The sequence below is a fragment of the Micromonospora sp. NBRC 107095 genome (genome assembly GCF_030269705.1).
GTDB classification, from domain to species: Bacteria; Actinomycetota; Actinomycetes; order Mycobacteriales; family Micromonosporaceae; genus Micromonospora; species Micromonospora parva.
In genome coordinates this window covers 1,701,408-1,724,824 of the sequence record NZ_BSTU01000001.1, presented here as the reverse complement: position 1 = coordinate 1,724,824, position 23,417 = coordinate 1,701,408, and the positions used below count along the sequence as shown (strand labels likewise).

22 protein-coding genes are annotated in these 23,417 nt (G+C 72.8%); 8 read left to right on the top strand and 14 right to left on the bottom strand.

All coding sequences use genetic code 11. From position 1 onward, the window contains the following. Positions 1-32: 32 nt before the first annotated feature. The 11 genes from truB to rimP all read right to left on the bottom strand — a co-directional run bounded on the left by truB (position 33) and on the right by rimP (position 10,973). Positions 33-935 (bottom strand): tRNA pseudouridine(55) synthase TruB, encoded by a 903-nt coding sequence (gene truB / locus QSK15_RS08120; protein WP_377622073.1) that lies wholly within the window; start codon positions 933-935, stop codon positions 33-35. Positions 936-998: 63 nt separating this feature from the next. Further along, on the bottom strand, positions 999-2,324 hold the full coding sequence (locus QSK15_RS08115) for an MATE family efflux transporter (protein ID WP_285793585.1): 1,326 nt from the start codon (positions 2,322-2,324) through the stop codon (positions 999-1,001). Positions 2,325-3,003: 679 nt separating this feature from the next. Beyond that, positions 3,004-3,213 (bottom strand): DUF6186 family protein, encoded by a 210-nt coding sequence (locus tag QSK15_RS08110; protein ID WP_285794355.1) that lies wholly within the window; start codon positions 3,211-3,213, stop codon positions 3,004-3,006. Beyond that, positions 3,213-3,620: a hypothetical protein gene (locus QSK15_RS08105; RefSeq protein ID WP_279516980.1), complete on the bottom strand. Its 408-nt coding sequence runs from the start codon at positions 3,618-3,620 to the stop codon at positions 3,213-3,215. Before QSK15_RS08105 ends, QSK15_RS08110 begins: the two co-directional genes overlap by 1 nt. Positions 3,621-3,720: 100 nt before the next feature. After that, positions 3,721-4,770 carry a DHH family phosphoesterase gene (locus QSK15_RS08100; protein WP_285793584.1) on the bottom strand — a complete coding sequence of 350 codons (1,050 nt, stop codon included), beginning with the start codon at positions 4,768-4,770 and terminating at the stop codon, positions 3,721-3,723. Beyond that, positions 4,767-5,267, bottom strand: a complete 501-nt coding sequence (gene rbfA / locus QSK15_RS08095; protein ID WP_279516978.1) for a 30S ribosome-binding factor RbfA — start codon at positions 5,265-5,267, stop codon at positions 4,767-4,769. The genes QSK15_RS08100 and rbfA overlap by 4 nt, the downstream gene beginning before the upstream one ends. 126 nt (positions 5,268-5,393) lie before the next feature. Continuing rightward, the gene (locus QSK15_RS08090; protein WP_124771432.1) at positions 5,394-5,690 is read right to left on the bottom strand and encodes a DUF503 domain-containing protein; all 297 of its coding nucleotides are present in this window, start codon (positions 5,688-5,690) and stop codon (positions 5,394-5,396) included. A 90-nt stretch (positions 5,691-5,780) separates the two neighbouring features. Then, a complete protein-coding gene (infB, locus tag QSK15_RS08085; protein ID WP_285793583.1) occupies positions 5,781-8,801 on the bottom strand; it encodes a translation initiation factor IF-2 in 3,021 nt (1,006 codons plus the stop codon). A gap of 93 nt (positions 8,802-8,894) precedes the next feature. Continuing rightward, complete coding sequence (locus QSK15_RS08080; protein WP_285793582.1) at positions 8,895-9,227, bottom strand: YlxR family protein; 333 nt, start codon at positions 9,225-9,227, stop codon at positions 8,895-8,897. Positions 9,228-9,243: 16 nt separating this feature from the next. Then, a complete protein-coding gene (gene nusA / locus QSK15_RS08075) occupies positions 9,244-10,287 on the bottom strand; it encodes a transcription termination factor NusA (RefSeq protein WP_279516976.1) in 1,044 nt (347 codons plus the stop codon). Next, positions 10,284-10,973 carry a ribosome maturation factor RimP gene (gene rimP, locus QSK15_RS08070; protein WP_285793581.1) on the bottom strand — a complete coding sequence of 230 codons (690 nt, stop codon included), beginning with the start codon at positions 10,971-10,973 and terminating at the stop codon, positions 10,284-10,286. The genes nusA and rimP overlap by 4 nt, the downstream gene beginning before the upstream one ends. Before the next feature lie 154 nt (positions 10,974-11,127). Here rimP and QSK15_RS08065 point away from each other — a divergent pair, with 154 nt between their 5' ends. The 7 genes from QSK15_RS08065 to QSK15_RS08035 all read left to right on the top strand — a co-directional run bounded on the left by QSK15_RS08065 (position 11,128) and on the right by QSK15_RS08035 (position 17,581). Continuing rightward, the gene (locus tag QSK15_RS08065) at positions 11,128-11,655 is read left to right on the top strand and encodes a hypothetical protein (protein WP_285793580.1); all 528 of its coding nucleotides are present in this window, start codon (positions 11,128-11,130) and stop codon (positions 11,653-11,655) included. Next, a complete protein-coding gene (locus QSK15_RS08060) occupies positions 11,652-12,089 on the top strand; it encodes a ferritin-like domain-containing protein (RefSeq protein ID WP_030337610.1) in 438 nt (145 codons plus the stop codon). Before QSK15_RS08065 ends, QSK15_RS08060 begins: the two co-directional genes overlap by 4 nt. 52 nt (positions 12,090-12,141) lie before the next feature. Continuing rightward, on the top strand, positions 12,142-12,744 hold the full coding sequence (locus QSK15_RS08055) for a PadR family transcriptional regulator (protein ID WP_030337611.1): 603 nt from the start codon (positions 12,142-12,144) through the stop codon (positions 12,742-12,744). After that, positions 12,741-13,475, top strand: a complete 735-nt coding sequence (locus QSK15_RS08050) for an ABC transporter ATP-binding protein (RefSeq protein WP_502889512.1) — start codon at positions 12,741-12,743, stop codon at positions 13,473-13,475. Before QSK15_RS08055 ends, QSK15_RS08050 begins: the two co-directional genes overlap by 4 nt. A 74-nt stretch (positions 13,476-13,549) precedes the next feature. Next, positions 13,550-16,249 (top strand): FtsX-like permease family protein, encoded by a 2,700-nt coding sequence (locus QSK15_RS08045; protein ID WP_285793579.1) that lies wholly within the window; start codon positions 13,550-13,552, stop codon positions 16,247-16,249. A 73-nt stretch (positions 16,250-16,322) separates the two neighbouring features. Further along, a complete protein-coding gene (locus QSK15_RS08040; RefSeq protein ID WP_285793578.1) occupies positions 16,323-16,823 on the top strand; it encodes a nitroreductase/quinone reductase family protein in 501 nt (166 codons plus the stop codon). A gap of 29 nt (positions 16,824-16,852) precedes the next feature. Further along, on the top strand, positions 16,853-17,581 hold the full coding sequence (locus QSK15_RS08035) for a nucleotidyltransferase domain-containing protein (protein ID WP_285793577.1): 729 nt from the start codon (positions 16,853-16,855) through the stop codon (positions 17,579-17,581). 6 nt (positions 17,582-17,587) lie between these two features. Here the strand turns inward: QSK15_RS08035 and QSK15_RS08030 are convergent, their stop codons facing one another. Together QSK15_RS08030 and map are read right to left on the bottom strand one after the other, a co-directional pair. Beyond that, complete coding sequence (locus QSK15_RS08030; RefSeq protein WP_285793576.1) at positions 17,588-18,301, bottom strand: VIT1/CCC1 transporter family protein; 714 nt, start codon at positions 18,299-18,301, stop codon at positions 17,588-17,590. Positions 18,302-18,415: 114 nt separating this feature from the next. After that, positions 18,416-19,273 carry a type I methionyl aminopeptidase gene (map, locus tag QSK15_RS08025; protein WP_285793575.1) on the bottom strand — a complete coding sequence of 286 codons (858 nt, stop codon included), beginning with the start codon at positions 19,271-19,273 and terminating at the stop codon, positions 18,416-18,418. Positions 19,274-19,368: 95 nt separating this feature from the next. Between map and QSK15_RS08020 the strand changes: the two genes are divergently transcribed. Further along, complete coding sequence (locus tag QSK15_RS08020; RefSeq protein WP_285793574.1) at positions 19,369-19,683, top strand: STAS domain-containing protein; 315 nt, start codon at positions 19,369-19,371, stop codon at positions 19,681-19,683. Between the two features lie 58 nt (positions 19,684-19,741). Here QSK15_RS08020 and QSK15_RS08015 read toward each other — a convergent pair whose 3' ends face one another. Further along, positions 19,742-23,398, bottom strand: a complete 3,657-nt coding sequence (locus QSK15_RS08015) for a SpoIIE family protein phosphatase (protein ID WP_285793573.1) — start codon at positions 23,396-23,398, stop codon at positions 19,742-19,744. Positions 23,399-23,417: the final 19 nt, after the last annotated feature.

Here is a 23,417-nt window from a genome sequence, read left to right as displayed (position 1 = left end):
CGGCTGCCGGCCGGCGGACCCTGCGCCCGCGGTCAGGCCGGGGCGAGCACGATCTCCGCCCGAGCGCGGCCGTCCCGCTCGCTGACGATAGCGATCAGGCCGCCGGCCGGCCCGAACACCGCGTACGGCCCGGTGAGGCCGGCCGGGTCCAGTGGTCCGCCGTGGGCGAGCACCCGGGCCTCGTCGGGCGTGGCCTCCCGGCGCGCGAAGAACCGGTCGGCCGCCGCGTCCAGGGGCAGGTTCACCACGTCCGGGGCGCGCTGCTCCAACTCGTCGAGGGTGGCCGCCTCGGCGAGGGTGAAACCACCCACCGCGGTGCGCCGCAACGCCGTGAGGTGCCCACCGACGCCGAGCGCCAGGCCCGCGTCCCGGGCGATGGCCCGGATGTACGTGCCGGAGGAGCAGGTCACGTCCACGTCCACGTCCACCACGTCCGGCTCGGTACGGCGGATCGCCAGCACCGCCAGCCGGGAGATGGTGACCCGCCGCGCCGGCAGGTCGACGCTCTCCCCGTCGCGGACCCGCTTGTACGCCCGCTGCCCGTCGATCTTGATGGCGCTGACCGCGCTCGGCACCTGGTCCACCTCGCCGCTGAGCCCGGCCAGCGCCGAGCGGATCGCGTCGTCGGTGACCTGGCCGGCCGGCACGGTGGCGGTCACGTCGCCCTCGGCGTCGTCGGTGACGGTGGTCTGGCCGAGCCGGATGGTGCCGGTGTAGCTCTTGCCCGCACCGATCACGTACGTCAGCAACCGGGTGGCCCGGCCGACACCGATCACCAGCACCCCGGTGGCCATCGGGTCGAGGGTGCCGCCGTGCCCGACCCGTCGGGTCTTCGCCAGTCGGCGAATCCGCGCCACCACGTCGTGCGACGTCATGCCGCCGGGCTTGTCGACCACGATCAGACCATCGGTGCTCACGTCGGCCAAGCCTGCCAGATGACCGCTGTCGGAGAGTGCGTGGGCGGGCCCCCGCGTGACCCGGACGACCGGCGGGGGTGCTCAGCGGACCGCGCCGGTCACCGCCCAGGCGCCGTTGCGCAGTCGCAGCAGCAGGGCGACCAGCCGGATCACCACGAACACCGTGAGCCCGGCCCAGATGCCGCCCAGCCCGAGATCGAACGCGTACGCCAGCCAGATGGCCGGCAGGAAGCCGCCGAGCGCCGCCACGATGGTGAGGTTGCGCAGGTAACGCACGTCGCCCGCGCCGATCAGCACGCCGTCGAGGGCGAACACCACCCCGGCCAACGGCAGCATGACGACGAACCACGGCCAGGCGACGGCGGCCTGCTCGCGTACCCCCGGATCGGAGCTGAACCACGACGGCACGATGCCGGCGCCGGCGGCGATGAGCAGCGCGAAGCCCACGCCGCAGATACCGCCGAGCAGCCCGATCCGGCGGGCGAGCGCCCGTGCCCCCGCGTCGTCGCCGGCGCCGAGCGCGGCGCCGACCAGGGACTGCGCGGCGATGGCGAGGGCGTCGAGCACCAGCGCGGTGAAGAACCAGAGTTGCAGGGCGATCTGGTGGGCGCCGACGGCGGCGGCGCCGAACCGGGCGGCGACGGCGGTCGCGGACAAAAAGCTGGCCTGGAACGCCAGCCCACGGATCAGCAGGTCCCGGCTGAGCACCAACTGCTGGCGGATCACGCGGGGCCGGGGTCGCAGCGACACCCGCTCAGCGACCAGAGCGGCGGCGAAGAGCACCCCGCAGAGCGTCTGCGCGACGACGTTGGCCACCGCCGAGCCGACCAGGCCCAGCCCGCCGGGGTAGACCAGCAGCGGGCAGAGCAGCGCGGAGAGCAGGTTGGGGCCGAGCACGAAGACCAACGGGCGGCGGGTGTCCTGCACGCCGCGCAGCCAGCCGTTGCCGGCGGCGGCGAGCAGCAGGCCGGGGGCGCCGAGGGCCGCGATCCGCAGCCACTGCGCGGCGGCGTCGGCCACCTCGCCACCACCACCGACGAGGGTACGCGCGAGCGCGCCACCGCCGAACTGCATGCCGACCGCGATCAGCAGACCGACACCGAACGCCAGCCAGGACGACTGGACGCCTTCGGAGACGGCGGCGGCCCGGTCACCCGCGCCGAACCGGCGGGCCGCGCGCCCGGTGGTGCCGTACGCGACCACGGTGCCGACCCAGGCGGTCAGCGTCATGACCGTGCCACCGACGGCGAGCGCGGCGAGCGGCACCCGGCCGAGGTGGCCGACCACTGCCGTGTCGACCAGCACGTAGAGCGGCTCGGCGGCGAGCACCACGAGGGCCGGCAGGGCGAGAGCGGCGATCCGGCGCGGCGAGGCCGGTCGGTGGGCGGTGGCGGCGGTCTGGCTCATCGCCGCCGATCCTGGCACGAGCCTGGTAAGGATCGCAATCCTGCCGAGTACTTACCTCACCGGTGCACTCCGCCGGCGGGTGGCGATCAGGTTCGTCGCGGCCCCCGGCGCGGCACCTGCCGACAAGCAGTCGGGGGTGCACGATTCTCTGGTCAGAGGCTTTGGAGCTGATGTCGTAGGCGAATCACGCCGGCTGGGAAGACCCGAACGGGTCGCGGTCGTGATGTCGCAGACGATTCAGCTCCAAAGGTGAACCAGGAGACGTCCGGCTCCTCCGACCACGCCGGCCAGAGGGATCACCGTCGGACGGGTCGGCTCACTGACGGGTGTCCATCGACGTCTGCAGCGCGCGGCGGGCCTGCTCACGGGCGTCGTCGGTGGTGGTCTCGGGCTTGGGCTTGTTCGGCATGGTGGCGCTCCTCTTCCAGGGCGGGAGCCGCCGGCACGCGGCGGCCCTCACGGGCGATCGTGCTGAGCGCCCCACGGCGGTCCGGGGTTACCGGAGCAGCCGGCTGGGCAACGTGAGCCCGGGTCGGTCGACCCTGGAGGGAGGCGGCACAGGGTGTGGCACCACCGCCCGTGACCTGCACCGCCAGGCGGCGCCGGCCCTCTCCCAAGTTATCGTTCAGGTCCACATACTGCTTACGGTTCCCGCCATCTGGACACGCGACAACCCAGCTCAGCGGGCCAGAAAGTGCCAGCCCAGCCACCACCAGAACCCGAACAGACCGATCCGGCCCACCGGCACCGAGCCGACCTCGTACCGCATCACGTACGCGCAGACCTCGCCCAGCGTGGGGATGCGGGACCCCTCCCGGCGGGCCAGCCACTCCACCACCGCGAAGAGGACCAGCGCGGTGAGGAAGCCGCCGATCGCGATCGCCCGCATCATCGCCGCACCAGCCCCCAGAAGGCGGCCAACCAGGCGAACCAGGCTGCCGATCGGGTCAGATGATCTTCCAGAAGAGGGTCGGCCAGCCGGGAGAAGGTGGGAAAGTCATCGCCGGCAGCCAGCACGAAGGTCACGCCCTCGAAGACCCCGAAGACCACCACCGGCACCGCCCACCAGACCGCCCCGGCGCCCAGTTGGCGCGGCGCGGGCCGGCGCGGCACCCGGTTGCTCAGACCGAGCCAGATCAGCACCCCACCCGTGCCGAGGGTGAACAGGTTCGCCTCGGTGGAGAAGGACGCGAACCGGCCACCGACGAGCGACAGGCAGACGAGAACGGGAACGGAGACGGCGGGCCGGTCCCAGGCGCGGGGGGCCTCCACGGTGAGGTCGTGCGGCTGCTCCATCCCGCAATTCTTCCCGGTCACACGGAGGGCGGGAAGACCGACACTCCCCGGAGCTGACCCTGATCTTCCGGAATCGATCGATGATGATCGAAGTAGCGCCTCAGTCGATCAGCGCCGCGTCCAGCTGAGCACGGATCGACTCGACCACCTGCTCGACACTGCCCCGACCGGTGAACCCGGCCGCGAACGTGTGCCCACCACCGCCCAGGGCGACCGCGACCCGACTGACGTCCACCGCGCCCTTGCTGCGCATCGACACCGCCCATTCGGCGGGCCGGGTCTGCTTCACCACGCAGCTCACATCCGCCTCGGCGGTGCACCGCACCGAGTCGATCAACGCCTCCAGCACGTACGGCCGCTGGTCGTGCCGGGCCAGGTCGTCCAGCGTGGCGAAGGTCCAGACCAGCCCCCGGCCGGCAGCGGCGGCCGGCTCCAGCCGGGCCCGGCCGAGCACCTCGCCGAAGAGGCGGACCGCGCCGAAGGGCCGGGTGTCGAAGACCCGCCGGGAGATGTCACCGGGCGAGATGCCGGTCGCCAGCAACCGGGCAGCCATCTGATGCACCGCCGGCGTGGTCGCCTCGAACCGGAACGAGCCGGTGTCAGTGGTCAGCGCCGTGTAGAGGCACTCGGCGATGGCCGGGTCGACCACCACCCCCAGCCGGGCCAGCAACTGTTCGGCCACGACCGACGTGGCCGCCGCACTCGGATCGACCAGGTTGACCGTGCCGAAACCGGGGTTCGAGGCATGGTGGTCGAGCACCAGCGCCGCACCCGCCGTCGACAACCGCCCGGCCAGGTCACCGAGGCGCGACACGCTCGCTGCGTCGAAGCAGATCACCAGATCGGGGGCCGGGTCGGCGGCGTCCGCCGGGACCAGCAGATCCAGACCGGGCAGCCCACGGAACGGCTCCGGCACCTCCGGCGGCCCGGGGAAGGTCGCCTGCACGTCGCGTACGCCGAACTGCCGCAGGCCCAGACCGAAGCCGAGCATGCTGCCCAGCGCGTCGCCGTCCGGGTTGACGTGGCAGATCAGCAGCGTACGGCCGGTCGGCGGGAGAGCCCGCACCAACGCCTCGGCCGCGGCCCAGTCCGCCTCGGCGGGGCCGAGCCCGGCTGCCCCGGCGAGCGGGGCGTCGGCGGTGCTGGTCACCGCGTTTCCCCACCCCGCGGGGAATCCTTGACGTCGGTGGCCTCATCGGCCTCGTCCGTCTCGTCGGCCTCGTCCGTGTCGTCGTCCACCCGGTACGGCTGGGCTTCGCCCGCGTACTTCGCCTGGGCGGCGAGCCGCTGCACCTCGGCATCGGCGTTACGGGCGGCGGCGAGCAGGTCGTCGATGTGCTTGACCTGGTCCTGCACGTCGTCGAGGACGAACGTGAGGGTCGGCGAGTGGCGCAGCCCGAGCGCCTTGCCGACAGTGCTGCGCAGCATCCCCTTGGCGCTCTCCAGCGCCGCGGCGGTGTCCGCCTGGGCCACCGAGTCACCGAGCACGGTGTAGAAGACCGTCGCGTCGCGCAGGTCAGCGGTAATCCGGGCATCGGTGATGGTGATCATCCCGAGCCGCGGGTCCTTGATCTGGCTCCGCACCACCGACGCGACCAGCTCACGCACCCGTTCCGCGTGCCGGCGTACCTTGGCCGGATCAGACATCTCGCCACCTCCACGGCGTCCTGCTCCCGGTCGACCCGGCGGCCCGGAGGCCGCCGGCCGACCGGCCAACATCTCGAACACTACCTTCGCGGCCGCGCCGGTCGCCCGGCACAGCCGGCACCATGGTCAGTCGTCGTCCACGCCGTAGAGCCGGCGACGGACCGACAGCAACTCGACCTCGGGGCGCGCGGCCACCAGGCGCTCACAGGAGTCCAGCACCTCACGGACGTGCGCCGTCTCGGCGGCCACCACGGCCACCGCGAGCTGCGCTCGACCATGCAGGTCCAGCGCGCCCACCTCAGCGGCCGACACCTCGAAGCGGCGCAGCGCCGCCACGATCGGCCGTACATATGATCTCTTGGCTTTGAGCGACCTGGAGTCGCCCGGCAGCAGCAGGTCGAAGACCGCGGTTCCGGTGAACATCGCCCCGGACGATACCGCCAACCCGCCCCGCATGATCAAGGGGTTTACGCCGGTCGGCGTAAACCCCTTGATCAGCGTGTCACTGCCGGATCAGGCGCGAACCTTCTCCCGCATCTCGAAGGTCTCGATGACGTCGCCGACCTGGACGTTGTTGTAACCACCCAGGGTCAGACCGCACTCGAAGCCCTCGCGGACCTCGGTGGCGTCGTCCTTGAACCGCTTGAGCGAGGTGATCGTGAGGTTGTCCGCCACGACCGTCCCGTCCCGAAGCAGGCGAGCCTTCGCGTTGCGTCGGATGACGCCCGACCGGACGATGCAACCGGAGATGTTGCCGATCTTGGACGAGCGGAAGACATCGCGGATCTCCGCGGTGCCCAGCTCGGCCTCCTCGTACTCCGGCTTGAGCAGGCCCTTGAGCGCTGCCTCGATCTCCTCGATGGCCTGGTAGATGACGGTGTAGTACCGGATCTCCACGCCCTCGCGGTCGGCCATCTCACGGACCTTGTTCGAGGCCCGCACGTTGAAGCCGATGATCGTGACCGGCTCGGACGAGGCGCTCGCGAGCATGACGTTGCTCTCGGTGATCGCGCCGACGCCCCGGTCGAGGACCTTGAGCTGGACCTCCTCGGGGATGTCGAGGTTGAACAGCGCGTCCTCGAGGGCCTCCACCGAACCGGAGACATCGCCCTTGAGGATGAGGTTGAGCGAGGTCTTCTCGCCCTCCTTGAGCTGCTCCATGAGCGTCTCGAGGGTGGCCCGACCACGGGAGTTGGCGAATGCCGCCGCCCGTCGCCGTGCCTGTCGCTGCTCGGCGATCTGCCGCACCGTACGGTCGTCCGCCGCGGCGAGGAACGTGTCACCCGCACCGGGCGGCGCGGTCAGACCCAGCACCATGACCGGACGCGCCGGCCCAGCCTCGGAGAGCTGGTTGCCGTTCTCGTCGAGCATGGCCCGGACCCGGCCGTGCGCCCCACCGGCGACGATCGAGTCGCCCGCCCGCAGGGTGCCCTTCTGCACCAGCACCGTCGCCACCGCACCGCGGCCCTTGTCCAGGTGCGCCTCGATGGCCACACCCTGCGCCGGCCCGTCGATCGGAGCGGTCAGCTCCAGCGACGCGTCGGCGGTCAGCAGGACGGCCTCGAGCAGCTCCTCGATGCCGATGCCGGGCTTGGCGGCCACGTTGACGAACATGGTCTCGCCGCCGTACTCCTCGGCGACCAGGCCGTACTCGGTCAGCTGCTGGCGGACCTTGTCCGGGTTGGCCTCCGGCTTGTCGACCTTGTTGACCGCGACCACGATCGGCACGTCGGCCGCCTTGGCGTGGTTCAACGCCTCAATGGTCTGCGGCATCACGCCGTCGTCGGCCGCGACGACCAGGATCACGATGTCCGTCACCTGGGCACCACGGGCACGCATGGCGGTGAATGCCTCGTGACCCGGGGTGTCGATGAAGGTCACCGCGCGGTCCACACCGTCGTGCGGAACGTGCACCTGGTACGCACCGATGTGCTGGGTGATGCCACCCGCCTCACCGGCCACGACGTTCGCCTTGCGGATGGCGTCGAGCAGCTTGGTCTTACCGTGGTCGACGTGACCCATGACGGTCACCACCGGCGCACGGCTGACCAGACGCTCCTCGGCCACCTCCGCGTCGAGGTCGATGTTGAACTGCGCGAGCAGCTCGCGGTCCTCGTCCTCCGGGCTGACGATCTGGATGTCGAAGCCCAGGTGCTCACCCAGCAGCTGCAGGGTGTCGTCAGAACAGGACTGGGTCGCGGTGACCATCTCGCCCAGGTTGAACATCTCCTGGACCAGCGAACCCGGGTTGGCGTTGATCTTGTCGGCGAAGTCCGACAGCGAGGCGCCACGGGAGAGCCGGACGACCTGACCCTGACCCCGGGGAGCACCCGAGCTCATGGTCGGAGCCGACAGGTTGTCGAACTCCTGTCTGCGCTGCTTCTTGGACTTGCGACCGCGCGTCGGCCGGCCACCCGGACGCCCGAAGGCACCCGCGGCACCGCCGCCACGGCCACGACCACCGGCACCCGGACGACCGCCGCCGCCAGCCGGAGCACCCGGACGGAAACCGCCACCGGGAGCACCGCCGCCACCACCGGGACCGCCACGGTAACCACCGCCGCCGGCACCACCGCCGCCACCAGGACCGCCGCGGTAACCGCCACCGCCACCGGCGCCACCGCCGGGACCGCCACGGAAGCCACCGCCACCGCCACCGGGACGGCCTGCGCCGCCACCGGGACGACCAGCCCCACCGGGACCGGGACGACCGGCAGCCGGACGCTGGCTCGGCATGGACGCCGGGCTGGGCCGCGGCGGCATGGAGTTCGGGCTCGGCCGCGGCGGCATGCCCGCCGGGGTGTTCGGCCGAGGGCCACCCGCACCGGCGGCCGGGGGCCGCTGCTGCTGGCCACCCTGGATGCCGAACGGGTTGTTACCGGCACCGCGCGCCGGCGGACGACCGCCCGGCCGGGCACCCGGACCGGGAGCCGGCGCGCTCGGACGAGCTGCCGGCGAACCGGGACGGGGCGGCATCGCCGCGGGACCCGGCCGAGGGCCGGGACGGTTACCGCTACCGCCGTCTGCCGGGGGCTCCCGGCGAACCGGGTTCTCCCGCTGCTGCTGGCGGGCGGCCTGCGCGGCCTTGACCGCGGCCTCCTGCTCAGCCTTCAGCGCGGCGGCACGCGCCTCCGCGGCCGCCACCTCGATGTCGTGGGCACTCGCCGGCTTGGCGACCGGGGTCGCCGACTGCGGCGCACCGGGCACCGGACCCTTGGGCTTCGGACCGGGTGCCGGCGCGGCCGGCCGCCGAGGCGGCATCGGCTTGGCCGAGACCCGGGGCGCGCCCGGGGTCGGGGTTGGCGTCGGGGTCGGGGCTGAAGCCGGCGTCGACGCGGGCGCCGACGGGGCGGCCGGTGCCGGGGCACCGGCGGACGCGACGAATGCGTTACGCAGCCGCCGGGCGACGGGCGCCTCGACGGTGCTGGACGCGGACTTCACGAACTCGCCCATTTCCTTCAACTTGGCGAGAACGGTCTTACTCTCGACCCCGAGCTCTTTTGCAAGCTCGTGTACGCGGGCCTTGCCTGCCACTGCACTCCTCACTCCGAGGTCGTGCGGGCAGCACCCGCAGCGACCTCACTCGTGCACTTGAAGCCTGGTCATTTCAGGGACTTCATCGTGTGCTCATGTCGGTCGTCCTACCCTGCTAGCGACCCTCGCCCGGTCGGGCTGACCGGACGTAGTGGTTGGCGCATCGACGTGCTCTGCCAGCACACCGTGGTCAAGGACCTCGGTGCTGCGCAGCGCACGCCCGAAGGCGCGGCGCCGCACCGCCAGCGCGAAGCAGGCCGGATCCGGGTGCATGTTCGCTCCCCGACCCGGCAGCCTGCGGAGCGGATCAGGCCGGAGGCTGTGACCAGCCTCGTCCCTGACCGCGACGACCCGCAGCAATTCGCTGGCCGGCGCACGTTGCCGGCAACCCACACAGGTGCGCTCCGGCTGCGCGCGTCGTACCACTGGAGGAAGTCTACCCCTAGCTACCCGAGATCGCGCCGCCCGGCTCCCGCACGTGATCAGTTACCCCACGCGCGGCGGGCGGGGCCTGCTCCGCATCGGAGCGGATGTCGATCCGCCAACCGGTCAAACGGGCCGCGAGTCGGGCATTCTGCCCCTCCCGACCGATCGCGAGCGAGAGCTGGAAGTCGGGAACTGTCACCCGGGCGGCCCGACCGGCCAGGTCGACCACCTCGACCCGCAACGCCTTGGCCGGCGACAGCGCGTTGCCGACGAAGGTGGCCGGGTCGTCCGACCAGTCGATAATGTCGATCTTCTCGCCGTGCAGCTCACTCATCACGGCCCGCACCCGCTGACCCATCGGGCCGATACAGGCGCCCTTGGCGTTCACGCCGGGGGTGGTGGAGCGGACGGCGATCTTCGTGCGATGGCCCGCCTCACGGGCGATCGCACCGATCTCCACGGTGCCGTCGGCGATCTCCGGCACCTCCAGGGCGAACAGCTTCTTCACCAGCGCCGGGTGCGACCGGGACAGGGTGATCTGCGGCCCGCGCATGCCCTTGGCCACGTGCACCACGACGCAGCGGACCCGCTCGCCGTGCGCGTACCGCTCACCGGGCACCTGCTCGGACTGCGGCAGCACGCCCTCCAGCTTGCCCAGGTCGACGCTGACGATGCCCTTCTCGGTACGCGTCTCGTGCGCCTGCACCACACCGGTGACCAGGTCACCCTCGCGGCCCACGTACTCACCGAAGTGCACCTCGTCGGTAGCCTCCCGCAACCGCTGCAGGATCACCTGCTTGGCGGTCATGGCGGCGATCCGGCCGAAGTCGTGCGGGGTGTCGTCCCACTCGCGTACCAGGCTGCCGTCGGAGTCCATCTCCTGCGCGTACACCAGGGCGGCGCCCGACTTGCGGTCGATCTCCACCCGGGCGTGCGGTTCGGCCCCGTCGGTGTGCCGGTAGGCGGTCAGCAACGCGGTCTCGATCGCCGCGAGAATCGTGTCGAACGGGATCTCCCGCTCGCGCTCGAGTGCGCGCAGCGCCGCGAGGTCGATGTTCACCTCTCCTCGTCCTCCACATCATCTTCGTCGTCGATGTCGTCTGAATCGTCGATCTCGTCGGAATCGTCCGCGTCGTCGAACTCGTCGTCCGGCTCACCGAGCTCGGCGAGCCGGGTGAACTCGACCTGCACGCGGCCAGGGCCCAGCTGGGCGTACGCCCAGGCGGCACGGCCGTCGTCGGTCTCCAGGTGCACGCCCTCGTCGTCGGTGGCGACCACCCGGCCGGTCAGCTGACGGTCACCGGCGGGCTGCTCGCCACGCTGGCCGGGCAGCGTGGCCGCGCCCCGGACGGTGACCTTGACCAGTCGGCCCACGTTGCGCCGCCAGTGCCGGGGCAGGGTGAGGGGCCGGTCCACGCCGGGCGAGCTGACTTCCAGCTGGTACTCGCCGGAGACGATGTCGCCACCGGTCTCCTCGGCGGCGTCCAGCGCGGCCGAGACCGCGCGGGAGACGTCCGCGACGGCGTCCAGGTCGATCCCGCCGTCGGTGTCCACCAGCACCCGCACCACGTGTCGGCGGCCGGCCCGGGAGACCGTCAGGTCCTCCAGGTCGTAGCCGGCGTCGTTGACCACCGGTTCGATCACGGCCCGCAGTCGGGTCCGCCGCGCGGCGAGGTCACCGCCGCGGGGGCCCGCGGCGTCGCGGGGTCGACCCGTCGGCCTGGTGGCACGGCCACGCTGCGTCATCTCCGCACCTCTCCCTGGTCGACGGGGACCGGAAGTCCCGCCATGCCGGCACGCCACCGGAGTGGACACGCCGGTGGTTGCGCAGAGCGTAACGCGCCTGCCCGGCGGCGGACCGGGCGGCGCACCGACGCCGGTGGCCCCCGGACGGGCGTGGATGGTGTTGACTTGGCCGGTGGGGATCGGCAGAACGACACAGCGCGACCAAACATCCGGACATTCCCGGCGAAAGCTCCTGAGCGCCGGGGTGCTGCTGGTGCTCGGTGGCACCGTGACGCCGCTGACCGGCTGTGATCTTTTCGACCGTGACGATGAGCCGGCGCCACCGCCCGACCCGCTGCGGCCGATGGTGGACGAGTCACTCGCGCTGGCCGCGGCGTACCGGGCGAGCGCGACAGCGCATCCCGAGCTGGCCGACCGGCTCAACCCGATCGCCGAGACGCACACCACGCACGCCACCGAGCTGGCCCGGGTGATCGGCGTGACGCTGCCGTCTGCCGCCGCAGCCGCCCCGACCACCGCCCCGGCGGCCGACCCGAACGGCGCGCGGGCCGCCCTGCGGGCGCTGGAGAAGACCGCCCAGCAGTCCGCCACCGCGGCCTGCGCCGCGGCGCCCGCGGAACGGGCCGCACTGCTCGGGTCGATCGTCGCCGCCCGGGCCACCCACCAGGAGGCACTGAAGTGAGGCAGCCGTCCGCCGGGGAGGCGCTCGCCTCCGCGCTGTCCGCCGAGTACGCGGCCATCTACGCCTACGGACGGATCGGCGTCCGGCTCAGCGGAGCGGCACGGGACGCGGCACGCCAGGCGGAGGCGGCGCACCGCCGCCGACGCGACGCGCTGGTGGTGCAGCTCACCACGGCCGGTGGCGTCGTCCCGCCGGACCGCGCCGGGTACGCGCTGCCGTTCCCCGTCACCGACCGGGCCAGCGCCCTGCGGCTCGCCGCCGAGGTGGAGGAGCGCACCGCCGCGCACTGGCGGGCCGCCCTGGCGTCCACCACCGGCGCCGACCGGGACCAGGCGCTGGCCGCCCTGGTCGAGTACGCCGTACGGGCCACCCGGTGGCGGAAGACCGCCGGGCTGACCCCGCTGACTGTCCCGTTTCCCGGACGACCGACCTGAACCGGTCTGCTCCGGTTGCAGTACGCATACCAGGTATGCATACTCCGTTGCCATGTCCATCCGTCACGGGTTGCTCGCCCTGCTCGAACGCGGCCAGATGTACGGCTACCAGCTGCGCGCCGCGTTCGAGGAGTCGACCGGCTCGACCTGGCCGCTGAACATCGGGCAGGTCTACACCACGCTGTCCCGGCTGGAGCGGGACGGTCTGGTGCGCCCGCTGCCGGAGAGCGAGGCCGGGCAGCGCCCGTACGAGATCACCGACGCCGGCCGGGCGGACCTGGCGCTGTGGTTCGCCACCCCGATCAGCCGCACCGACCGGCCCCGCGACGAGCTGGCGATCAAGCTGGCGTTGGCGCTGACCACGCCCGGGGTCGACGTCCGCTCGGTGGTGCAGGCCCAGCGCAGCGCGACGATGCGGGCCCTGCAGGAGTTGACCCGGTTGAAGTACGGCAGCAACCGGCCGGAGGACCTCCCCTGGCGCCTCGTACTGGACTCGATGGTGTTCCAGGCCGAGGCCGAGGTGCGCTGGCTGGACCACTGCGAGACAAGTCTGGTCCGGCACCAGCCCAGCGGACCGGCACCTCCCGCTCCCCCGCCCGGTGACGCCGACGCGCGGGACGCTGCTCGATGGGCCGGCGAGGAGGCACGACGGTGAGCGGGGCGGACGACGCGGTGCTGGAGCTCCGCGCCGTCCACCGCACCCACGGCACCGGCCCGGCGGCGGTGCACGCGCTGCGCGGCGTCAGCCTGGTCGTCCGGCCCGGCGAACTGGTCGCCGTGATGGGGCCGTCCGGCTCCGGAAAATCGACCCTGCTGGCGCTCGCCGGCGGGTTGGACCGTCCGACCGGCGGCGAGGTCCGGGTCGAGGGGCAACCGCTGGGGGCGCTGGACCGCCGCGGGCTGGCCCAGCTGCGCCGCCGCCGGATCGGCTACATCTTCCAGCAGCTCAACCTGCTGGGCAGTCTGAGCGCGGTGGAGAACGTGGCGCTCCCGTTGGAACTCGACGGGACCAGCGGACGGCGGGCCCGCGCCCTGGCCATGGCAGCGCTCACCGAGGTGGGTCTGCCCGCGTTGGGGGACCGCTTCCCGGACCAGCTCTCCGGCGGGCAGCAGCAGCGGGTGGCGATCGCCCGCGCGCTGGTGGGCGAACGCCGGCTGGTTCTCGCCGACGAACCCACCGGGGCGTTGGATTCCGAGACCGGTGAGGCGGTGCTGCACCTGCTGCGCCGCCGGATCGACGCGGGTGCCGCCGGCGTGCTGGTCACCCACGAGGCGCGGCACGCCGGCTGGGCCGACCGGGTGGTGTTCCTCCGCGACGGCGTCCTGGTCGACACGACGGCACCGTTGGGCAGTGTCGAACAGCTGCTGTCCGGCAGCGAACGGTGACCGTCCGCCGTCCGACACGGGTCCCCGGACGGGCCGACACCGCTACAGCGCGGCCGGCCGCACCGCCCGCCCCGGTGGGCCGGCGGCGCTTCGCCGAACTGACCGGCTCCTGGCGGGCGGCGCTGCGGATCGCCCGGCGGGAGTCACGCCGGTCCCGGCGGCGGACCATCCTGGTGCTCGCGATGATCGCCATGCCGGTGGCGGCGCTGGCCTTCCTGGCGGCGAGCTACGACATGGCCGAGCTGACCCCACGGGAACGCGTCGACCGCCGGCTCGGGGTGGCCGACGCCCAACTGCAGTGGATCGCCGACGCCCCGGTGGAGCAGGACGAGTGGGGTGAGGGCTGGTACACCACCGACGGCAAGCCCTCCTCGAAGGTGACGGCGGCCCAGATGACCGCGCTGCTGGGACCGGGCAGCCGGGTGACCGAGGTGCGTCCGCGCGTCCCGCTGACCCTGCGCGGCCCGCACCGTGACGAGGTGGTGAACGGTCGGGTGCTGGACCTCACCGACCCGTTGGCCCGCGGTCTGGTGCGGTTCCGGGCCGGCCGGGCACCGCAACAGCCCGGTGAGGTAGCTGTCAGTCCGGTGGCGCTGCGCCGCTTCGACCTGCGTCTCGGCCATGCCGTGGCGACCGCCGACGGGAGCAGGGCGTACACGGTGGTGGGGGTGGTCGAGTTCCCCGACGACCTCGGGCCGGTGGTGGCGCTGCACCCGGGGGCCGTGCCGGCAACCGGCCCGGAGTCGGACAGCGTCTGGCTGGCCGACCTGCCGGGCACAGTGGACGACGAGCTGGTGTCCCGACTCAACGACCGGGGGGTGGTGGTGAGCGCCCGACACCTGGTCGGCTCACCGATCGCTACGGACCGGACGTGGCTCGGGTCGATCTGGCAGCGCGACGCCAACGATCTGAGCACCGGGGTCCTCATCGCCGGCCTCGGGCTGCTGGAGGTCATCCTGCTGGTCGGGCCGGCCTTCGCCGTCGGCGTCCGCCGTCGGCGGCGGGATCTGGCGCTGGTAGCGGTGGCCGGTGGGGACGCGGCCCAGCTCCGCCGGGTCGTCCTGGCCGACGGTGTGGTGCTGGGCGTGCTGGGGGCCGCCGTCGGCCTGGTGGTCGGCGTCGGCGCGGCATTCGCCGGTCGCCCGCTCATGGAGCAGTACGTCTTCAGCGCCCGCTTCGGCGGCTACCGCTGCTGGCCGACCGCGCTGGCGCTCCTCGCCGGGGTCGCGGTGCTGGCCGGGGTGCTCGCCGCGCTGGCACCCGCCTGGACCGCCGCCCGGCAGGACGTCAGCGCCGGGCTCGCCGGCCGGCGCACCCCGGCGAAGTCCCAGGGCCCGTGGTTGACGCTCGGGCTGACACTGGTGGCCGGTGGAGCAGGGCTGGCGGCGTTCGGCGCCACCCGCACCTCCCCGGCGGTGATCCTCACCGGGCTGATCCTCGGTGAGTTGGGCCTGGTCTGCTGCGTTCCCACGCTGCTCGGCGTACTGGCCCGCCTCGGCCGGGTGCTGCCGCTGGCACCACGGATCGCGCTGCGCGACGCCAGCCGCAACCGGGCCGCCGCGGCACCGGCCATCTGCGCCGTGATGGCCGCCGTCGCCAGCAGCGTCGCGCTCGGCGGTTACCTGGCCAGTGACGGCGCCCGCGACGCGCGCGCCTACCGGCCGGCGCTGCCGACCGGTCACATGCTGGTGTACGCGAACCGGCCGGACGGCCAGCCCACCCTGGCGCAGGTCGCCGACGCGGCCCGGGACCAGTTGGGGGTCGACGCGGTCGCCACCGTGTACGCGCCCAACTGCGACCCCATGGGCGCCCGATACTGCGACGTGGCGCCCGTCCTCCCGTCGAGCCGGGCCTGTCCGTGGCAGCCCGGTGACCGTCTGCCCGCCGCGCACCGCCAGCAGGCGCGGGCCGACCCACGCTGCCAGACCCGCGAGGCGGACTACTACGGCGGCTACGTCCAGCCCGGCGTGGACGACGGCTTCGCGCTGCCACTTCTCACCGGCGCGGATCCGGCGACGACCGCCGCCGCCACGGCGGTGCTGCGCGCCGGTGGGGTGGTGGTGACCGACCCGCGCTACCTGCACGACGGCCTGGTGACCGTCCGCGTCTTCAACGCGGAAGCCACACCGGACGCTCCGGCCATCGTCCGCGACCTGCCCGGGTACGCGCTGCCCGAGGCGGCGGGCTCCACCCGCCTGCTGCTGTCCACCGCCGCGGCGCGACAACTCGACATGGGCTGGTCCCCGACCGGCTGGGTGGTCGGCACCACGACCCCTCCGGACGAGGAACAGCAGGCACGGTTCTCCGCCGCGCTGCGTTCCTTCGGGACGTTCTCGCTGACCGTGGAGTACGGCGGCGCGCCGCGCGACATCTCACCGCTGCTGCTGCTGCTCGCGGCGGCGGCCGGGCTGATCACGGTGGGGGCCGCCGGGATCGCCACCGCGCTCGCCGCCGCCGAGGGGCGCGCCGAGCTGACCACCCTCGCGGCCGTCGGCGCGGCCCCGGCGGTACGTCGACTGCTGGCGATCTGCCAGGCCGGCGTCATCGCCGGACTCGGTTCGGTGCTCGGCATCGTCGCCGGCCTCGGCACCGCCGCGATCGTGCTGGTGTCGGTGAACCGGCAGTACGCCGGCGACTGGCCGGTGCCCGACCCGTACCCCTTTCTGGTGCCGTGGCCCACGCTCGGGGTCCTGGTGCTGGTGCCGGTGGTGGCGATGCTCGGGGCGGGCCTGTTCACCAGGGCCCGGCTGCCGATCGAACGGCGGCTGGACTGACTGATCCACCGGCGACCGAAAGGGGACCGCTCAGGGGTGCCGCCGGGGCCGGGCAGCCGGCAGACTGATCGGCGTGTCAGTGCTGGGAAGAGTCACCCGTCGGCTCGGTCATCATCGTTGGTTCGGCGCGGCCGCACGGCTGTTGGTCCCCGCCGATCGGGTGGTCGGTCGCCTCACCCGGGGCCGGGTGGTGGCGCTCGGCCTGATCCCGTCCCTGGTGATCACCACGACCGGCCGCCGCTCCGGCAAGCCACGCAGCAATCCGCTCGTCTACGTGCCCGACGGCGACGCGTACGTCGTGATCGGCTCCAACTGGGGGCAGACGCACCACCCCGGTTGGGCGATGAACCTGCTCGCCGATCCCGCCGCCCAGGTGGACGTGAAGGGCCGGCGGGTCGCGGTGCGGGCCGAGCGGGCGACCGGCACCGAACGGGACAGGTTGTGGGAACTGCTGGTCACCGAGTGGCCCGCGTACCGGACGTACGTGCAGCGGGCCGGCGGCCGGGAGATCCACATCTTCCGGCTGGCCCCGACCGGGCGCGGCGCGCCCGATGGTCCGCCGTCGGCTGACTAGGCTGACGTTCGGTAGCGAAAGGCGGACCCGTGAGTGAACAGGCCAGTGTCGACCGGGGCCTCGACGACCGGCGGTGGACGGTCGCGGAGCGGGTCGCCGAGGCCGTGCAGCGGCGGTTCCCGGCCGACGTGCTCGCGATCGCGGTACACGGGCCACTGGCGCACGGTGACGACGACGGCGGTGGGGACCGCGAGGCGGGCATGCTGGTGGTCACCTACCGACCCGGGACCGGTCCGCCGCCGGCGACCCGGCGGGTGGACGGGGTGCTCGTCGATCTGACCGTGGCCGCCGCCGACGACTACCTGGCCCAGGCCCGGGTGCTCACCCCGCTCTGGCCGCTGACCGCCGACCGGTACGTCACCACGCAGGCGTTGCACGATCCGACGGGTTGGTTGCGGACGCTGCGCGACGAACATCTGGGCCGGCTGGCCCGGGCCCGGCCGGCGGAGTTCAGCGCCGCGGCCCGGCAGGCGTGGTACAGGGGCAGCGCGGCGCACTCCCGGGCGGCCCGGCTCGCCGAGTGGTACGAGACCGACCAGGCTCTGCTGATGCTCGGTGAGGCCCGGTTGGCGGCGGCCACGGTGACCGGCCTGCTGACCCGCACCTACTTCCGTGACCCGGGGGACGCGGTGCGCCGCACCGATCTAGCCGGCGCGGACATGACCGAGGTGGGTGTGGTGCTGGCCCGGCAGGCCGAGGAGCTGGCCGCCCGTGGTCGCGCCGTCGACGGCACCATCGACGAACTGCTCAGCACCTGAGGGGCGTCACAGCCCGCCCGATACGCCGATCAGTGCGCCGATCAGGTAGGTGGCGCCGGCCGCCGCGGCGCCCAGCAGCAGCTGGCGCAGCCCACTGGTCCACCACGGACGGTTGGTGAAGCGGGCCACCACGGCACCGGCGGCGAACAACCCCAGCCCGCCGACCGCGAGGGTCAGCCAGAGTTCGGTGGCACCGAGCAGGTACGGCAACAGCGGAACCAGCGCGCCGATCGAGAAGAACAGGAACGACGAGATCGCCGCGGCCCACGGGCTGGGCTGGTCGTCGGGGTCGACGCCCAACTCCTCGCGGACGTGCACCCGCAGCGCCTCCTCCGGGTCGCGCCGCACCGCCTCGGCGACCTGGGTGGCGAGGTCCCGGGGCAGACCCCGGGCCACCCACGCGTCGGCCAGCTCCCGGGCCTCCGCCTCGGGGTGCCGTTCCAGTTCCCGTCGCTCCTTCGCCACCTCGGCGGCGACCTGCTCGTTGGCGGAGCGCACGCTGGTGTACTCGCCGAGCCCCATCGAGATCGCGCCGGCCACCAGGCCGGCGGTGCCGGTGAGCACGATGCTGCGGGGCGACACCCCGCCGCCGCCGACGCCGGCGATCAGGGCGATGTTGGTGACCAGGCCGTCCATCGCGCCGAAGACGGCCGGGCGCAGCCAGCCACCGGAGACGTCCGCGTGGTGCGCCTCACGCAGCGCCGCTGGGGTGTCAGTCACGGCGTCTGCCCTTCGATCGCGACTGCGGGACTCCGCTGCGCTGCGTTCCTCGCGCTCACGGCGCCCGCCCTTCGATCGCGACTGCGGGACTCCGCTGCGCTGCGTTCCTCGCGCTCACGGCAACGTCAGGATCTCGTGGCCGTCGTCGGTCACCACGATGGTGTGCTCGAACTGTGCCGTCCATTTCCGGTCCTTGGTGACAACGGTCCACCCGTCGTCCCACATGTCGTACTGGTAGGTGCCCAGGGTGATCATGGGCTCGATGGTGAACGTCATGCCCGGCTCCATGATGTCCGTGGGGCGCGGGCTGTCGTAATGCGGCACGTAGAGGCCGCTGTGGAACGCCTCGCCGATGCCGTGGCCGGTGAAGTCGCGGACCACGCCGTAGCCGAACCGCTTGGCGTACGACTCGATGACCCGGCCCACGACGTTGATCTGGCGGCCCGGGGCGACCGCGCGGATGCCGCGCATCATCGCCTCGTGGGTCCGCTCGACCAGCAGCCGGGCCTCTTCGCTGACCTCGCCGACGCAGAAGGTGGCGTCGGTGTCACCGTGCACCCCACCGATGTACGCGGTCACGTCGACGTTGATGATGTCGCCGTCCTGCAGGACCGTGGAGTCCGGGATGCCGTGGCAGATGACCTCGTTGAGGCTGGTGCAGCAGGACTTCGGGAAGCCCTTGTAGCCGAGCGTCGACGGGTACGCGCCGTGGTCGCAGAGGAACTCGTGCACCACCTTGTCGATCTCGTCGGTGGTCACGCCGGGCTTGCAGTGCTCGCCGGCGAGCTGAGTGGCCTGGGCGGCGAGCCGGCTGGCGACCCGCATCTTCTCGATGGTCTCCGGCGTCTGCACGTGCGAACCACGCCACTGTCGCGGGCTCGTCTTGCCCACGTACTCCGGTCGGGCGATCTGGGACGGCACCGGTCGCATCGGGGAGAGCGTGCCTGGTGTCAGCGGCGGACGGACGGTCATGCCGCAAGCCTATCGCCGGGACCGGCGGTGAGCCGCGCCACGGCCGCCCGGTGGAGGTTGTTGCCCTGTCTGGACGGCTGTGTCAAGGTGTCTGCGTGGATCAAGGGGAAGCACCGCCCGTCTTCTCCGCCAGCGCCGAACTCGACGGCGGCCATCTTTACGTCGTGGTGGCCGGTGAGGTCGACATGGCGACCGCGGACACGATGCTCCAGACAGCCCTGCGCGAGCCCGCCGGGAAGATCACTCTCGACCTGAGCGCCGTCACCTTCTTCGACTCGGCCGCCATCCACGCCCTGGTCCGGCTCGCCCAGCAGGTTCCGGGCGCGCTCACCGTTCGTCCGTCCCGGCAGGTCCGTCGCGTGCTGGAGATCTCCGGCCTCGGCGAGCAGAGCTGGCTCGACCCGGCCTAGGGCCGGCGTCACAGTCCCCCGCCGGCCCACTGTTGCCCGGCCGCCGCCGGGCGCACGGTCAGTCCTGCAACTGCCGGCGCAGCGTCACCTCGGTGCCCTCATCGGTACGCCGCACCGACAGGTCGCCGAGCGCCCGGATCAGGGCCAGGCCGCGGCCCCGGAAGCCGGAGCCGGTCGACTCCCGCCACTGCCCGCTGTCGCGCACGGTGGCCGTCACCGTCCGACCCTCGATGGCCACCTCCACACTGATCATGGCCTCGGCGGGGTGGATCGGGTGCTCGATGGCGTTGGCGGCGGCCTCGGACACGGCGACGGTCAGGTCGAACAGGTCGGTCTCGCCGACGGAGTGCGCGACCAGGAAGTCCTCCAGCCGCTTGCGCAGCACGCTGAGCCGGGTCGGGTCGGCCGGCAGCCGCAGCGCGAAGCGGTTCAGCTCCGCCGCCTCCAGGGCGAGGACGGCGACGTCGTCACGGCGCGGCCGCCCGGTGACCCGCTCGACCACCGCGTCGATCAGGTCCACCACGTGCTCACTCGGGGCGGCCGCGTCGACGCGGAGCTGGGCCAGTGAGGCGTCGATGCCGAGCTGACGGTCCTCGATCAGCCCGTCGGTGTAGAGCAGGAGTCGACTGCCGGCGGGCAACTCGGCCTCGGCCGACTCGTACGTGGCACCGGGGAGGGCGCCGACCGGTGGACCGAGCGCCCGGTCGTGCAGGAACGCCACGTCGCCTCCGGTGATCAGCAGTGGGGACGGGTGACCGGCGCTCGCGTACCGCAACCGACCGGTGCGGGGGTTGAACATCAGGCAGACCACCGTCGCGAAGGACCGGCCCTCGGTGGAGCCGACCAGCCGGTTGAGCCGGGTCAGCGACTCACCCGGATCGAAGCCCTCCAGCACGTACGCCCGCAGCGCGTTGCGCAGTTGGCCCATCGCCGCGGCGGCCGGGACGCCCTTACCGACCACGTCCCCGATGACCAGCACCAGTTCCTCGCCGTTCAACGCGACCGCGTCGTACCAGTCGCCGCCGACCTCGACGTCGGCGCTGCCGGGCAGGTAGCGGCTGGCCACCACCGCGCCCGGCAACTGGGGCAGCGACCGGGGCAGCAGGCTGTGCTGCAGGGTGGTGGCGATGCGGTGTTCGGCTTCGTAGAGCTGGGCGTTCTCCAGTCGCACCCCGACGAGCCGGGCCAACTGGGTCAGCGCAGCGTCGTCGGCCTGCGCCTCATCGCCGTCCGCCCGCCAGACCTGCAGCTCACCGAGCTTCCTACCGGCGGTGCCGGTCAGCTCGGCCACGAAGGACGGGTCGGCGGCGGTGGTGCCGCCGCCGTCCGCCTCGAAGCGGGCCTCGGCGGCGGTGACCACCACCCGGGCGGCCTCGGCGAGGCTCAACGCGTGCCGGGCGGCGACCTGGAGCACGTCGGCGGTGGATCGGGCGGTGTTCACCGCCACCGCCGCGTCGGCCAACGCCCGGAGCCGGCGGATGATCTGCCCGCGCAACTGGCCCAGTTCCACGTTGGCCCGCACCCGGGCGATCAGCTCCTGGGCGGAGAACGGCTTGGTGAGGTAGTCGTCGGCGCCGACGGCGAGGCCGGCGACGGCCTCCGCGGAGCCGGCGCGGGCGGAGAGCAGCACGATCGGCACATGCCGGGTACGCGGGTCCGCGCGCAACGCGCTCACCAGCCCGAACCCGTCCAGCCGGGGCATCATCACGTCGGTGAGCACCAGGTCGAACCCGCCCTCGCGGGCCATCGGCAGGGCGTCGAGCCCGTCGTTCGCGGTGACCACCTCCCAGGTCGGGGAGAGCAGCCGGCTGACGTGCTCCTGCAGGTCGGCGTTGTCGTCGACGACCAGGATCCGGCCGGCCGGCGGGGCCGTCGCCGGCCGGCGATCGACCTCGGGTGCCGGCGCGACACCGGCCCACAGCGCGGTCTCCGCCACGAAGAGTCGGGCCTGCTCGGGCTCGCCGACGGGCAGCGGGTCGAACGCCACCACCCGCTCCGCAGGCAGGTGCGCCGAGCCGAACGGAACAGTCACCGTGAAGGTGCTGCCCACGTCGACCTGACTGGTCAGTCCGACCTCACCGCCGTGCATCTCGACCAGTTCCCGAACCAGCGCGAGGCCGATGCCGGTGCCTTCGTGGGTGCGTGCCCGCACCCCTGGCACCCGGTGGAACCGTTCGAAGACGTACGGCAGCTCCTCCGGCACGATGCCGATGCCGGTGTCGGTCACCTCCAGCCGGGCCGCGCCCTGCACGGCTCGGATCCGCACCCGGATCTCGCCGTCGAAGGTGAACTTGACAGCGTTCGACACCAGGTTGAGAACGATCTTCTCCCACATGTCCCGGTCGACGAAGACCGCGGTGGGCAGCGGCGGACAGTCCACCACCAATCGCAAACCGGCCCGGTCGGTGGCCGAGCGGAAGGTGCTGGCCAGCCGGGCGGTGTAACCGGCGAGATCGGTGGGCTGGTAGCGGGCGGCGAGCCGACCCGACTCCAGCCGGGAGAAGTCCAGCACGGTGTTGACCAGCTTGAGCAGGCGCAGCGCGTTGCGGTGCATCATGGTGAGCCGGTCGGTCTCGGCAGCGGGCAGCTCCGGGTCGGCCAGCATGTCCTCCAGTGGGCCGAGCACCAGGGTCAGTGGGGTGCGGAACTCATGGCTGACGTTGGCGAAGAAGTTGGTCTTCGCCCGGTCCAGCGCGGCCAGCTCGGCGGCCCGGGCCCGCTCCTCCTCGTACGCCCGCTGGGTGCCGAGCGCCTTGGAGATCTGAGCGGCGACCAGGCCGAGGAAGTCGCGGTAGTCGTCGCTGAGCGGCAGCTGGCGGGCCACACCGACGATCAGCGCGCCGACCGTCTGGTTGGTCGCCGTGAGCGGCAGCACGAGGGCCTCATCGGCGGCGTCGACCGGCGACGCGTCGAGCAGACCGGCCACCTCGACGGTGGCGGGCAAACCATCGGCGATCAACCGGGTCAGCAGGTGGCTGACATCAGCGGCGGGCGGGATGGTACCGGTGCAACCGGCAGGGGTGAGCTGGCCGTTGTCGTCGGCCAGGTAGATCAGGGCGAACGGCAGGTCGGCCCGGTGCCGGCCGAGCACCCCGACAGCCGTCCGGCCCAGCTCCGCGGCGCTGCCGATGTCGCTCAGCTCGGCACCCAGTTCGGAGAGCGCCCGTAGCCGGCGCTCACCGAGCACCCGCCCCGTGGTCTCGCTGACGATGCAGTAGACGCCACTGACCGAACCGTCGTCCCCCCGGATCGGGTCGTACGAGACGTTGAAGTACGTCTGCTCGACGAAACCGTGCCGGTCCAGCAGAAAGGGATGGTCCTCGCCCCGGTAGGAGCGCCCGGTGCGCCGTACCCCGTCAAGCAGCGGACCGAGCACCGCCCACGTCTCCGACCAGTACGCGCGGGCCGGCTGGCCGATCACGTCCGGATGCTTGGCGCCGATGGTCGGCCGGTACGCGTCGTTGTAAAAGGCCAACTGCTCGTCGCCCCAGAACATCACGATCGGGGAACTGGAGGCGAGCATCATCCCGACCGCGGTGGTGAGCGCCGGGGGCCACTGACCGGGCTCACCCAGCGGGCCGGAGGACCAGTCGAAGCGGGCCAACCGGTCGCCCATCTCGCCACCGGCCGAGAAGGCGGCAGCCAGCATCGGGGAAATCTCGTGACCGGACACGTCGGGATGCCCGATGTCCGCGCCCCCCTGGGCCGAGCTCATGAAGCCTCCCGCTCCGGCC